General features: G+C 63.3%; 11 protein-coding genes. 2 read left to right on the forward strand and 9 right to left on the reverse strand.

Features of this window, described 5'->3' with window-relative positions; genetic code table 11:
* Nucleotide 1: 1 nt before the first annotated feature.
* Together V1471_RS19290 and V1471_RS19295 are read left to right on the forward strand one after the other, a co-directional pair.
* Entirely contained in the window at nt 2-781 is a 780-nt protein-coding gene (locus tag V1471_RS19290; RefSeq protein WP_434291121.1) for a coniferyl-alcohol dehydrogenase, read from the forward strand.
* A gap of 10 nt (nt 782-791) precedes the next feature.
* Nucleotides 792-2237 (forward strand): aldehyde dehydrogenase, encoded by a 1446-nt coding sequence (locus V1471_RS19295; protein ID WP_434291122.1) that lies wholly within the window; start codon nt 792-794, stop codon nt 2235-2237.
* A 409-nt stretch (nt 2238-2646) separates the two neighbouring features.
* Here V1471_RS19295 and V1471_RS19300 read toward each other — a convergent pair whose 3' ends face one another.
* The 9 genes from V1471_RS19300 to V1471_RS19340 all read right to left on the reverse strand — a co-directional run bounded on the left by V1471_RS19300 (nt 2647) and on the right by V1471_RS19340 (nt 13015).
* Nucleotides 2647-3552: a SphA family protein gene (locus V1471_RS19300; protein ID WP_434291123.1), complete on the reverse strand. Its 906-nt coding sequence runs from the start codon at nt 3550-3552 to the stop codon at nt 2647-2649.
* Between the two features lie 309 nt (nt 3553-3861).
* Nucleotides 3862-5043, reverse strand: coding sequence for a beta-ketothiolase BktB (bktB, locus tag V1471_RS19305; RefSeq protein WP_434291125.1), 1182 nt, complete (start codon nt 5041-5043; stop codon nt 3862-3864).
* Nucleotides 5044-5061: 18 nt separating this feature from the next.
* The gene (locus tag V1471_RS19310) at nt 5062-6156 is read right to left on the reverse strand and encodes a 3-hydroxyacyl-CoA dehydrogenase family protein (protein WP_434291126.1); all 1095 of its coding nucleotides are present in this window, start codon (nt 6154-6156) and stop codon (nt 5062-5064) included.
* The gene (locus tag V1471_RS19315; protein WP_434291127.1) at nt 6153-7205 is read right to left on the reverse strand and encodes a phosphotransferase family protein; all 1053 of its coding nucleotides are present in this window, start codon (nt 7203-7205) and stop codon (nt 6153-6155) included. The genes V1471_RS19310 and V1471_RS19315 overlap by 4 nt, the downstream gene beginning before the upstream one ends.
* Nucleotides 7202-8818 carry an AMP-binding protein gene (locus tag V1471_RS19320; RefSeq protein WP_434291129.1) on the reverse strand — a complete coding sequence of 539 codons (1617 nt, stop codon included), beginning with the start codon at nt 8816-8818 and terminating at the stop codon, nt 7202-7204. Before V1471_RS19320 ends, V1471_RS19315 begins: the two co-directional genes overlap by 4 nt.
* Nucleotides 8811-10019 (reverse strand): acyl-CoA dehydrogenase family protein, encoded by a 1209-nt coding sequence (locus tag V1471_RS19325; protein WP_434291131.1) that lies wholly within the window; start codon nt 10017-10019, stop codon nt 8811-8813. The genes V1471_RS19320 and V1471_RS19325 overlap by 8 nt, the downstream gene beginning before the upstream one ends.
* Nucleotides 10020-10030: 11 nt before the next feature.
* Nucleotides 10031-10759 (reverse strand): SDR family NAD(P)-dependent oxidoreductase, encoded by a 729-nt coding sequence (locus V1471_RS19330; protein ID WP_434291133.1) that lies wholly within the window; start codon nt 10757-10759, stop codon nt 10031-10033.
* Nucleotides 10760-10773: 14 nt separating this feature from the next.
* Entirely contained in the window at nt 10774-12222 is a 1449-nt protein-coding gene (locus V1471_RS19335; protein WP_434291134.1) for an aldehyde dehydrogenase, read from the reverse strand.
* A gap of 13 nt (nt 12223-12235) precedes the next feature.
* Complete coding sequence (locus tag V1471_RS19340; RefSeq protein WP_434291135.1) at nt 12236-13015, reverse strand: coniferyl-alcohol dehydrogenase; 780 nt, start codon at nt 13013-13015, stop codon at nt 12236-12238.
* Nucleotides 13016-13023: the final 8 nt, after the last annotated feature.

The following is a 13023-nucleotide window of genomic DNA, read 5'->3' on the forward strand; positions in this document are numbered from 1 at the left end:
AATGCTTGAAAACAAAACCATCATCATCACCGGCGTATCCTCCGGGATCGGTCAGGAAACGGCCCTTCAGGCCAAGGCCGCAGGCGCCAAGGTGATCGGCGTCGACCGCAATGCGCCCTCCATCGAGCTCGACGCCTTTCATCAGGTCGATCTGACCGATGAGGCCGCTCTCGACGCTCTGATCGAGGAACTCAAATCGGTCAAGGCCGACGGGCTCGCGAATATCGCGGGCGTGCCGCCGACCGCGCCGAAAGAGGTTGTCGTGACCGTCAATCTCGTGGCGCTCCAAAAGCTCACGCTGGGGCTCGTGGACAGCCTCAAAGACGGCGCGTCCATCGTCAATCTCGCCTCTCTGGCGGGGCTTGGCTGGGAAGGCGAAGTGGCCAGGATCAAGGCCGCCGAAGGGCTGACGCATGAAGGTGTCGCCGCGTTCTGCGCCGCCCATGACATCACCACCGAAAACAGCTATTTCTTTACCAAACAGGCCCTTGTCGCATTTACACATGAAAATCGCTGGACTTGGCGCGACCGCGGCATTCGTATGAACGCCGTGAGCCCGGGGCCGGTCGATACCCCGATCCTCGGCGATTTCTTGGAGACGCTCGGCGAACGCGCCGAAGAGGACGCGCGGATCATGGACCGCCCGGGCACACCGAAGGACATCGCGCCGGTTGTGACCTTCCTGCTCTCCGACGGCTCCGGCTGGCTGCGTGGGATCAACATTTCCTGCGATGGGGGGATGCGGGCCTATATCGACGCGACCAGCAACGGATTGAACTGAGGAGATTTCAATGAGCTTGGATTTGTTGATCGGCGGCACGGATGTGGCCGCCGAAGGGGCAAAAACCTATGAGCGGATCGACCCGGTGACGGGTGAGGTGGCCACTGTGGCCGCCGCCGCGTCGGTCGACGATGCTTTGAAAGCCGTGGCGAGTGCTGAGGCGGCCTTTGCCGAATGGTCCGCGATGGGCCCCGAGGCGCGACGCAAGATCTTGGTCAAAGCGGGCGACATCATGGATGCGCGCGCGGGCGAGTTCGTCGAGGCGATGGTCACCGAGACCGGCGCGACGGCGATCTGGGCCGGGTTCAACGTGCATCTCGCGGCGGGCATGCTGCGCGAAGCGGGCGCGATGACGACGCAGATCGGCGGCGAGGTGATCCCGTCGAACAAACCCGGCACACTGGCGATGGCGGTCGCGAAACCGCGCGGCGTCTGCCTTGGGATCGCGCCGTGGAACGCGCCGGTGATTTTGGGCACGCGGGCGGTGGCGACGGCTCTGGCCTGTGGCAATACGGTGGTGCTGAAATCCTCCGAGATGTGCCCGAAAGTGCACCGTCTGATCGGCGAATGCCTTGTGGAAGCGGGGCTTCCGGCGGGCGCGATCAACGTGATCTCGAACGCGCCGGAAGATGCCGCCGAGGTGGTGAAAGCGCTCATCGAAGCGCCCGAAGTGCGACACGTGAACTTCACCGGCTCGACCGGCGTGGGACGCATTATTGGGCGATTGTCTGGCGAAAACCTCAAACCGGCACTTCTTGAGCTGGGCGGCAAGGCGCCGTTTGTGGTGCTGGAAGATGCCGATCTCGACGGCGCTGTGAACGCGGCTATTTTCGGATCGTTCATGAACCAGGGCCAGATCTGCATGTCGACCGAACGCATCATCGTGGTCGAGGCCGTGGCCGACGCGTTCATCGAAAAACTCGCCGCCAAGGCCGCGAGCCTGCCCTATGGCAACCCGCGCGAGAAGGTCGTTTTGGGGTCTCTGGTGACGGAAGCGGCGGCGGAGAAGATGGACGCTTTGATCGCGGACGCGACCGCGAAAGGCGCGAAACTCGTGGCCGGCGGCGCACGCGACGGCGCGATCCATTCGGCCACCTTGCTCGACGGCGTGACGCCCGCGATGCGGATTTACGCGGAAGAAAGCTTTGGCCCGGTGAAATCCATTATCCGGGTGAAAGACGCGGAGGAGGCCATCGCGGTGGCGAACGACACCGAATACGGGCTGTCGTCTGCGGTGTTCTCGCAGGACATCACCAAGGCGATGGACGCCGCGAACCGCATCCAGAGCGGTATCTGCCACATCAACGGGCCGACCGTCTCCGACGAGCCGCAAATGCCGTTCGGCGGCGTGAAGGACTCGGGCTTCGGACGCTTCGGCGGCAAGCTCGGTGTCAACGAATTCACCGTCACCCGATGGATCACAATCGAAGACCCGAAGCAGCATTATCCGTTCTGATCACCCAAATTCGTTCAAACGAGATGTGCAGCGCACCGCATCCCGGAAGTGCCTCGGCTGGTTACACCGTCCGAGGCACTTTTGAGAAAGAATGCTGACAGAAACGCCGCAAATCCGCGCAAATCCAACGGGGTGGGCAGCGTTTGAGGCGTTACATATCGGCCCTATGCGTTTGGACCCAAGCCTAAACGATAGTTGTTTCGACAGTCATGAGAAAGCGCGGAACTGTCAAAGGTGAACGAGTGTGCAAATGCTTGATTGAGGGCAATCTCCTGCGCGGGAGGTGTGCGCTTCATCGGGTATTCTGATATGGAAGACCTCGGCCGAGGTCTTCCATGACAAGATGAGGACTGAGCCGGTGCGGCCAGCCCATCATCTCATAGTGTCAGCGCCTGCACCGCAACCGGGCTCACCGCGGAAGCGGCAGGGCGAAGTTCAGCCAGAGCCGATCGCCCGAACCGGATTCCTCGGCAGACACGTCATGCGTATACATGGCGTTCACGATGACATTGCCGAATTGTTTGGTCGCGGAAAGACCAATCCCTGCCGCTTCGGTCTTGGCCGCCGTTCCGCCGCCATAGGAGGTGCCGCGATTGCTGTCGGCGGTCATCTGTTTGCGCAGATAGGCCACCGGCCCGAGGCTCAGCCCATTGCCGACGTCTTTCATCGCCGTCAGGTGGATGTTGAGATCATCCCCGGATTTATAGCCATTGGCATCGTTGCGCTGGTTGGTTGTGTAAATCACATGCGCCGACGCGTTCCAGCCGTCGCGCAGATAGCTGAACCCCACACTGGGTGCGAGGCTCCAGAAATTCTGCCCCGGATTGATCAGATTGTCCGCGTCCCAGTCGCCCGGTGCAAGAATGCTGACACCGGCACTGGCAAAAATTCCCGGCGCAATTTCCCAGGAAATATCGACCGGACGGATGTCGAGGCTGCCAATACCGGTCGAATGTGCCGACACATCGCCACTCAGTCTCGCGTCGATGATCGGCAGCGCCAGAGAGGCGCGATATTGCCCACCGAACAGCATCGTGCCGGGTACGTAGTTCAGCACAAGCGCCGTATCCAGAATGTCGATTTTCGTGTCGGTTTCATTGCCATCCGCATCTTTGTACGTAAGCTGCGAATACCCCGTGCGGCTGCTGAACAAGAAACCTTCGGGTAAGGGAGCGGCGATCGGCACGCCCATCGTGGCCCCGGGTGCCATGGCCGGAAGCACACCGGGTTCGCGCGCCTGTGCCGCCGTGCTCAGCGTCAGGGTCACGGTCAAGGTCGCGGCCAGACCCGCCGCCAATTGTGTGAGACGTTTCATATGGTTCTCCTCCTTTTGGACGTCTTCTTCTGTTCGCGGCACGGCTCTCGCCGTATCGCGTTGGGAAGTCTTTGAATTTTGAAAATGTGACGTCAGCTCAGGGACGTCGTCAGCCTGTCACAGAACGTCCACAGAGCTTGTCGCGCCCTGTGTCTCCTCACGATCCGTTGTGCTGAGATGTCCCCCCGAACGTCTCCCCCCGTTCTCCTCTTCTTCCCCTACGTCAGCTTATGTGGTCGCAGGGGGCGCGATGCTCTCTCCCGGCATGATTGCTTTGCCGGGAGGGTATTTCGCATGGTGGTTTTGTGGTCAGAGCGCTTCGACGATCATGGCGATGCCCTGCCCGCCACCGATGCACATTGTGGCCAGCCCATAGCGACCGCCCGAGCGTTTCAGCTCATGGATCAGCTTGGTCAGGAGGATCGCACCCGATGCCCCGATCGGATGGCCAAGTGCTATCGCGCCGCCGTTGGGATTGACCTTCTCCGCCGGAAACCCGAGCTGATGCGACACAGCACAGGCCTGCGCGGCGAAGGCTTCGTTGCTTTCGATGACATCGAGATCGGCCACGCTCAGCCCCGCGCGCGCCAGCGCCTGCTTCGTTGCCGGAACCGGCCCCATCCCCATGATGTCCGGCGCAACCCCGCCCAGCCCATAGGACACGATCCGCGCAAGCGGTGTGCTGCCTTTGGCCTTCGCGACCTCTTCTTCCATCAGAATGAGCGCCGCCGCCCCGTCATTGATGCCCGAGGCATTGCCCGCCGTCACCGATCCGTCCTTACGAAACGCCGGGCGCAGCGCGGCAAGCCCTTCGGGCGTCACATCGGCGCGCACATGTTCGTCCGTGTCGAACACCATCTCCTTGCGCCCGCGTTTCACGGTCAGCGGCAGGATCTGATCCTTGAAATAGCCCGCCTCGATGGCCCGCGCGGCGCGTTGGTGGCTTTCATAGGCGAACTGGTCCTGGGTCTCACGGTCGATGCCGACCCGTTCCGCGATATTCTCCGCCGTGATCCCCATATGACCGTTGCCGAACGGATCGGTCAGCGCGCCGATCATCATGTCGGTAGCGTTGATGTCACCCATCTTCTGGCCATGACGCGCCGCCGTCATCAGATGCCCCGCCCGGCTCATGCATTCCGTGCCGCCCGCCAGCGTCACGTCAGCGTTGCCCAGCATGATCTGCTCCGCCGCCGTCACAACCGCCTGAAGCCCCGAGCCGCAAAGCCGGTTGAGCGTCAGCGCCGGAGAGGTCTCCGGCACACCCGCGCGGATCGCCACGACGCGGCTGACATACATATCCTCCGGCGCGGTGTGGATGACATTGCCCATCACGGTTTGCTGGACATCTTCGGGGGCAATGCCTGCACGGCGGATCGCCTCGGCGGCGACGGCGGCCCCCATGTCGGCGGGGCTCAGCCCCGCAAGCGCGCCGGAAAACGTGCCGATGGCGGTGCGGGTGGCGGCGGTGATGACAACCGATCTGGTCATGTGGAATTCCTCATAAAATCAGGCAAAAAGACGTTCAAGCCCGGCCTCAGGCAGGCTCTGGCCGTGACGCGCGGCCATGGCGCCGACGATGCGGGTCACCTCGCCCCGCCCTGCGGCGCGCATGGTTTCGACCGGCGGCTTGCCAAAACGCAGTGCCAGACGTGCGCCCAGATCGAAATCCTCGGGAATAGCCACCCCTTCGGAGATCGCATCGAGCACCGGCAGCCAAACTGCCGCCATCAGCCGTTCGGCCACAACGCGCGCCACCGGGTCAGGAAGCGCTGCGGGGGTCTCCGCAATGGCCCAAGGCGCATCCGAGCCGCCCGCGGTTTGCAGCCCCATGGCGGCGGCGTAAAACGGTCCGAGATCGCCGAGGTTCTGCACCGCGTTCAGCATGATCCGGGGCTTGACGATGTTCATCACAGCAAAGGGCCCAAGCGCCAGATCGAAGATGTCGCGGGCCACTGCGTCGATCTGGGCGGTCTCGGCGATGCCCTCGTCCATCAGCCGCACCGCCTCATTGGCATAGGGGCAGAAGAACCGGTTGACCGCAAACCCGCTCGCATCCTTGCAGCGCAGAACCGTCTTGCCGGTCTGCTGCAAAAACCGCTCCGCCACGGCGAGCGACGCCGCCGCCGTCTCCGGCCCGGAGACCAGTTCGACGAGCGGGTTGATCTCGGCGGGGCTGAAATAATGCATGCCGAGAAAGCGCGCGGGCCGCGTGAGGCTGCCGGCCAGATCGCCCACGCGCAGAGCGCTTGTGTTGGTCGCGACGATGGTGTCGGGGCCAAGAAGTCCCGAGAGCCGCTCCAACAGCGCCTGCTTGGCCGCAAGGTTTTCGTGGATTGCCTCGATCACGATCTGCGCGCCCGCGATGGCGTCGAGATCGCGCACCGGAAGGATGCGCGCCCGGGCCGCGCGGGCCTCATCCACGGTGAGTTTGCCCTTCTCGGCCAAACGGTCGAAATAACGCGCCGCGCGGGTCTCGGCCCGGCTCAGCATGTCCGAACTCATGTCGAAGAGATAGGTTTTCACCCCCGCCTCGGCCGCCGAAATGGCGATACCGCCGCCCATCGTCCCCGCGCCGATCACGGCGATGCTCATGGGGCTCATGCGGAGGCCTCCTGGGCCAGAATATCGAGCCCCCGTAAGGCAAACCGGCGCGCCAGAGGGGCGAGTGCCGCAGCATTCTCATCGGAGGCCACGCCCGCCTCGGCGCGCTCCGCGATGCCGACGAAGATGACTGCAAACCGGAACAGGGCAAAGGCCTTGTGAAACGCGGTGAGCGGGCCGACACCGGGCAGGTGTTTGTGATATTCGGCGACGAATTCCGCCTCATCCGGGATGCCCATGGTGCGATAATCGAGATCGAGAATGCCGCCATATTCCTCGGAACTTGTGTTCCAGGGCATGCAGCAAAACCCAAGATCGGCGAGCGGATGGCCGATGGTCGACAGCTCCCAATCGAGCACGGCGATGACACGCGGCTCTGTCGGGTGAAACATCAGATTGCCGATGCGGAAATCGCCATGGGCGATGGAGACCGCGCCATCGTCTTCGGGCATGCCGTCGCGCACCTTGTCGCGCAACAGCCGCAAGTCGTCGAGATCCGGCAGAGTCGAGACATCGAGCTGACCGGACCAGCGCCGCACCTGACGTTCGAAATAGCCGCCCGGACGCCCGAAATCGCCAAGCCCCACCGCATCTGGGCGAATGGCATGCAGCCGCGCCAGAGTTTCGGCCATGGTCTTATAGATCGCGTGGCGCTCCTCCGGGTCCACCCCCGGCAGATCGGCTTCGGAAAACACCCGGCCTTCGAGAAACTCCATAAGGTAGAAGGGTGTGCCGATCAGATCGGCCTCGTCATGAAATAAAACCGGCTTGGCCACCGGCACATCGGTCGGCCCCAGCGCTTCGAGCACGCGGTATTCGCGGTCGATGGCATGGGCACCCTTGGCCACGATGCTCGGCGGCTGTTTGCGCAGGACCATCTGCCGATCTCCCAGCGTGACCTTATAGGTTGGGTTCGACTGACCGCCGCTGATGCGTTCGTAGAGCACTGGCATATCAGGAGCACCGAGTGTCGCACGCAGGAATTCCGTCAACGGGCCGGGATCGAAATCCAGGGCGCCTTTTATCGTGATCTTCGTGTCGCGTGTCATGGGTTTGTCTCGCTCTCTTGTGCCGCGATTCGGGCAGCGGTTTGTCTCAGGGCGAATTTTTGAATCTTTCCCGTGGCGGTTTTCGGCAGCTCTGAAAACACGAACAGCTTCGGCACCTTGAAATGCGCCAGATGATCGCGGCAGTAGGTCTTGAGCGCCTCCGCCGTCACCTCCGCCCCCGCCCGCGTCTCGATGAAGGCGCAGGGAATTTCGCCCCATTTCTCATGCGGCGCGGCCACCACGGCGGCCAGTGTCACATCGGGGTGGCGATGCAGGGTCTCTTCGACTTCGAGGCTCGAAATATTCTCCCCGCCCGAGATGATCAGATCCTTGGCGCGGTCGCGGATCTCGATCCGCCGGTCCGGATGGCGCACGGCCAGATCGCCGGTGTGCATGACCCCGCCCTCAAAAGCCCGCGCGGTACAGGCCGCATCGCGGTGATAGCCGCTCATCAAAGTGTTGCCGCGAAACACGATTTCGCCCAGCGTCTCGCCATCGGCGGGAACCTCCGCGCCAAATTCGTCGACCACGCGCATCTGGTTTGCCGTGATATGCGGCAGGCCTTGGCGCGACAGAAGCCGCGCACGGGTCTCGACGCTTTCGCGCATCTGATCCGTGTCGAGGCGCTGCATCGTGGCGGGGCCAAAGCTTTCGGTCAGGCCGTAAAGGTGAATGAATTCAAAGCCCAAAGCTTCAAGCTCGGAAATCAGTTTACTCGTGGGCGCAGCCCCGCCCGAGGCCACGCGCACAGGTTTTGACGGATCTCGCAGCACCCGCGCCGGATCGTGCAGCAGCATGTAAAGCACCACCGGCGCACAGGCCATATGGGTCACGCCATGCGCGGCGATCAGGCGGAAAATCTCTTCGGGGATCACCTTGTCGAGACAGACATGCGTGCCGCCCACCGCCGTCACCGCCCAGGGGTGCCCCCAGCCGTTGACGTGAAACATCGGCAGGGTCCAGAGATAGGTCGTCTCCGCCCCGAACCCGAGCGAGATGATATTGCCCAGCGTGTTGAGATAAGCGCCCCGGTGATTGAGCAACACGCCCTTCGGGTGATCGGTCGTCCCGGAGGTATAGTTGAGCGCGATGGGGCTGAACTCGTCCGTGACCCCATCGGCAAAGGCGCTCAAGGTGACGGGCGCGGCATTGAGCAGGTCGAGCCCCTCGCCGCCCGTGTTCATGGGAGGAAACACCAGACAGGGAATGCCCGCCTCCATCGCCGCCGGACCCGTCACCTCCGCCCCGGCCGGATCGGCCAGAACCAGTTTGGCTCCGGAATGATCGAGAATGTACTCGATCACATGGGTGTCGAGCCTTGTGTTGAGCGCATTCAAAACCGCCCCCACCGCCGGGATCGCGAAATGCGCGGCCAGCATCTCCGGCCGGTTGCCGCACATGATCGCCACCGTATCGCCGGAGCCGATGCCTTGCGCGCGCAGCACCTCGATCATCGCCTGAACGATCCCCGCGAATTCGGCGTAAGTCCAGGAGCGCTCCTGCCAGATCACGGCCGTGCGCGAGGGATAGGCCTCCACCGCCCGGTCCAGAAACCCCACCGGCGTGAGCGGGCAATGATTGGCCGCATTGGGGATTAGATGGGCCTCAGGCATGAGCCTCATCCCATTTCCAGAAATCGCGCCCGAGCTTGCCCAGATGACGGCTCAGCACCATCTTGTGCACCTCATCCGCGCCATCGACGAGCCGCGCCTGACGGCCATAGCGGTAAATCCATTCGAGCGGCGTATCGGTCGAATAGCCCCGCGCACCGTTCAGTTGGATCGCGGTATCAGCGGCCTGATGCAACAGGTTCGCGACATGGATTTTCGCCATGGAAACCTCTTTCTGACCATAGCGCCCGGCGTCGATCTCATAGGCCGCTTTCATCACCAGAAGCCGCCCGATCTCGATGTCCATGGCGAGCTTGCCGAGCATCATCTGCACGCTTTCGCGCTCAATGAGCCGCTGGCCAAAGCCTTCGCGCCGCCCGGCATAGTCGGTGGCGATCTCAACGCAGCGTTTCGACAGGCCGAGCCAGCGCATGCAATGCGTCAGCCGCGCCGGTCCAAGCCGCGCCTGAGTCACCTTGAGGCCACGCCCGACGCCGACCAAAATGTCCTCTTCCGGGATGCGCAGTCCGTCGAACACGATCTCGCAATGCCCGCCGTGCTCCTCCGGCCCCATGATCGGAATGCGGCGGATGATCTCCCAGCCGGGCGTGTCCTTGTGAAACTGAAACGCCGTCAGACCTTCGCGCGCATCGTCCGAGGTCCGCGCCATGACGGTGAAATGCGTTGCCCCTTCGGCGCCGGTGATAAACCATTTGCGCCCCTCGATGACCCAATCCGAGCCGTCCTTCGTGGCCTTCGTCAGCATCATCCCCGGATCGGAGCCACCGCCCGGATGCGGTTCGGTCATCGCGAAGGCCGAGCGCACATCGCCCTTCACAATCGGCGTCAGCCAGCGCTGTTTCTGCGCCTCGGTGCCCAGCATGTCGAGCATCATCATATTGCCATCGTCGGGCGCGGCCGAGTTGAACACCACGGGGCCGAAAATCGACCGGTTCATCTCTTCGTAGCAGACCGCCATGCCCTTTTTATCAAGCCCCTGCCCGCCCCACTCTTTCGAGACCTGCAAACACCACAGGCCTTCGGCCTTGGCCTTGGCGCGCAGGCGCTGAAGGGCCGCGTCCGTAATATTGCCATGGGCATCGTAATTGGCGCGATCCGCCTCGACGGGCAAAAGCTCCACCTCGACAAAATCGGCAATGCGCGCGCGATAGTCTTCGGCGGCGGGAGAGAGGGTGAAGTCCATGCGGACCTCCTTTACAGGCTGGAAACGAGATGGCCGCCATCGACGGGAAGCGCGCAGCCGGTGACATAGGCGGCGCCGTCGGAGAGCAGCATGAGAAGCGGGGCGTCGAGGTCGGAAAGCCGACCCAGACGGCGTTGCGGGATGCGGCGGATCAGCGCCTTGCCCGCGTCGGTTTCGAAAAACTCACGGTTGAGCGGCGTTTCGATATAGCCGGGGCAGAGCGCATTGACGCGAATGCCATAGCGCGCCCATTCAAGCGCATGGGCCTTGGTCATCTGGATCAGTGCGGCCTTCGACGTGGTATAGGCGGAGACGCCGCCGGCCACGCGCAGGCCGAGAATGGAGGCGATGTTGACGATCACGCCGCCCGTTTCCTTCATGGCCCGCGCCGCCTGTTGCGACACAAGGAACGCGCCCTTCAGGTTGGTGTCGAGCACGGAGGTGAACATCTCCTCGCTCATCTCCATGGCGGAGCCTTCGCCGGAAATCCCCGCATTGTTGATCACCGCATCGGGCGCGCGCGACAGGTTTGCGAAGCCCTCGGCGACGGAGGCGGCATCGGTCACATCCATCTCGACCGCCTCGGCGCGACCGCCTGCGGCGTCGATTTTGCGGGTCAGTTCGGCAATTTTATCGAGCCGCCGGGCGGCAAGCTGAACCTGCCAGCCCTCCGCCGCCAAAACCCGCGCGAAATGCGCACCGAGCCCGCTGGACGCCCCGGTGATCAGAACGGTTTTCATCAGACGCGCCCCATTCAGAACGGATAATGTTGTGCGGGGTCTTCAAGGGTGATCCAGCGCAGATCGGTGAACTCGTAGATTGCCGCCTTGCCGCCGAACCGGCCATAGCCCGAGTCCTTGACACCGCCGAAGGGCATCTGCGGTTCATCCGCAACCGTCGGTCCGTTGATGTGGCAAATCCCGCTCTGAAGCCGGTTCGCGACCGACAAAGCCCGCGTGATGTCCTGCGAAAACACCGCCGCTGACAGGCCGTATTCGGTGTCATTGGCAACTTGGACCGCCTCCTCCGTGTCCTTGACGCGGATGATGGATTTCACCGGGCCAAAGCTCTCCTCGGCATAAATGCGCATCGCGGGGGTGACCCCGTCGAGCAGCGTCGCCGAATGCAACGCGCCCGCGCCCTCGCCACCGGCAACGAGCTTTGCGCCTTTGGCGGTGGCGTCAGAAAGAAGCGCCGACATTTTCGCCCCGGCATCCGCCGAAACCAAAGCTCCCAAAACCACATCGCCCGCCGCCGGATCGCCCCAAGGCAGGGTCGCCGCACGGGCCGCGAATTTCTCGACAAAGGCATCGGCCACCGCCTCGACCACGATGATGCGTTCGGTCGACATGCAGATCTGGCCCTGGTTCATGAAAGCCCCGAAAATCGCCGCGTTCACCGCGCCGTCGAGATCGGCATCTTCCAGAACCACAAGCGGCGCCTTGCCGCCAAGCTCCAAGAGCGAGGGCTTGAGGTTCTCACCCGCCAGTCGCCCGATGATCCGCCCGACACCGGTGGAACCCGTGAAATTGACGTGGCGCACGGCGGGGGCCTCGATCAATGCCTTGACCACTTCGGCCGCATCTTTCGGATCGTTGGTCACGACGTTGACCGCACCTTCCGGCAGGCCCGCTTCGGTCAGGCACTCGCCGATGAGCATATGGGTTGCGGGGCACATCTCTGACGCCTTGAGCACCACCGTGTTGCCACAGGCCAGAGGCATGGCGACGGCGCGCATCCCCAAAATGACCGGCGCGTTCCACGGCGCAATCCCGAGGCAGACGCCGCGCGGGCGATGCACCGCCATCGCCAGCGTGCCGGGTTTGTTGGCGGGGATCACCTCGCCGCCGATCTGCGTGGTCATCGCGGCGGCTTCGCGCAACACGCCCGAGGCGAGATGCACGTTGAAACCGGCCCAGATGCCGGTCGAGCCGGTTTCGCGCTCCATCGCGGCCACAAATTCCCCGGCGCGCGCCTCGACGATGTCGGCGGCTCGGTTAAGGATCGCGCGGCGCTCGGCGGGGCCGGTTGCGGACCATGCCGGGAAAGCGGCCTCGGCGGCGGCCACGGCGGCTTTCGCATCCGCCACGCTGCCGGCGGCAGCGCGGGTCGCAAGTTTCCCGGTCACGGGGTTGAGCCTGTCATACGAGCGGCCGTTTTCGGCCGGGGTCCGCGCCCCGGCGATCAGAAGTTGGGTTTCCATGAGTGAAATCCTTTTAATTCAAACCGTTCGAGGTTGCGTCGATATGGGCGCGCATGCCGCCATCCGTGGCGATATTGACGCCCCGCAGCCAGACCGATCCGTCGGACAACAGGAAGGTCACGACCGGCGCGATATCGGTGGGCGTGCCGGGGCGGTCCATGATGCGCATGTCCTCTTCGGCGCGCTCGCCGAGGGTTTCGAGGAAATCCTTGAGGATCGGCGTGTCCACCGGGCCGGGGCTGACGGCATTCATCCGAATGCCCCGGTCGCGCCATGTCCAGCGGTTCTCATGGGTCCATGCGACGAGCGCCTGTTTCGTGAAAAAATAGCTGTTTTCAGAGGTGATCTCATGGCTGTCGCAGAATGTCGCCACACCTTCGTGGGTCAGCCCTTCGGCGGCCTTGATCTTGGCCACTTCACCTTCCCAGCCAAGCCCCGCGAGAGAGGCCAGATTGACGATGGAGGCGCCGTCCTTGAGGCTGTCGACGAGCCCCAGTGTCAACCGTTTGAGCGCCACGAGATTGACCGTTACAACGACCTCTTTCGGCGCGGTCGGCGGCACGCCAGCGATATTCGCGAGCCCGTCGGCCTTGACCGATTTGAGCGCGTCAATGAGGGCATCGAGGGCTGCTTCGTCCATCAGATCGACCTGATGAAACGCATCGAGCTCCACAGAGGGGGCGTTGCGGTCGACGCCGATCACCTTGCCGCCTGCGGCCTTGATCTGTTTCGCGGTTTCCTGACCGATGCCCGAAGACACGCCGGTGACGATGATGGTTTTTCCGTTCAGCATGCTGGATC

It is taken from the genome of Celeribacter sp. SCSIO 80788 (assembly GCF_051054295.1).
In the GTDB taxonomy this organism is placed as follows: domain Bacteria; phylum Pseudomonadota; class Alphaproteobacteria; order Rhodobacterales; family Rhodobacteraceae; genus Celeribacter.

Excerpts from the sequence above, each read along its gene's own strand:
- V1471_RS19290 (WP_434291121.1), top strand. The coding sequence starts at position 2 with ATGCTTGAAAACAAAACCATCATCATCACCGGCGTATCCTCCGGGATC.
- V1471_RS19295 (WP_434291122.1), top strand. The coding sequence starts at position 792 with ATGAGCTTGGATTTGTTGATCGGCGGCACGGATGTGGCCGCCGAAGGG.
- V1471_RS19300 (WP_434291123.1), bottom strand. The coding sequence starts at position 3,552 with ATGAAACGTCTCACACAATTGGCGGCGGGTCTGGCCGCGACCTTGACC.
- bktB (WP_434291125.1), bottom strand. The coding sequence starts at position 5,043 with ATGACCAGATCGGTTGTCATCACCGCCGCCACCCGCACCGCCATCGGC.
- V1471_RS19310 (WP_434291126.1), bottom strand. The coding sequence starts at position 6,156 with ATGAGCCCCATGAGCATCGCCGTGATCGGCGCGGGGACGATGGGCGGC.
- V1471_RS19315 (WP_434291127.1), bottom strand. The coding sequence starts at position 7,205 with ATGACACGCGACACGAAGATCACGATAAAAGGCGCCCTGGATTTCGAT.
- V1471_RS19320 (WP_434291129.1), bottom strand. The coding sequence starts at position 8,818 with ATGCCTGAGGCCCATCTAATCCCCAATGCGGCCAATCATTGCCCGCTC.
- V1471_RS19325 (WP_434291131.1), bottom strand. The coding sequence starts at position 10,019 with ATGGACTTCACCCTCTCTCCCGCCGCCGAAGACTATCGCGCGCGCATT.
- V1471_RS19330 (WP_434291133.1), bottom strand. The coding sequence starts at position 10,759 with ATGAAAACCGTTCTGATCACCGGGGCGTCCAGCGGGCTCGGTGCGCAT.
- V1471_RS19335 (WP_434291134.1), bottom strand. The coding sequence starts at position 12,222 with ATGGAAACCCAACTTCTGATCGCCGGGGCGCGGACCCCGGCCGAAAAC.
- V1471_RS19340 (WP_434291135.1), bottom strand. The coding sequence starts at position 13,015 with ATGCTGAACGGAAAAACCATCATCGTCACCGGCGTGTCTTCGGGCATC.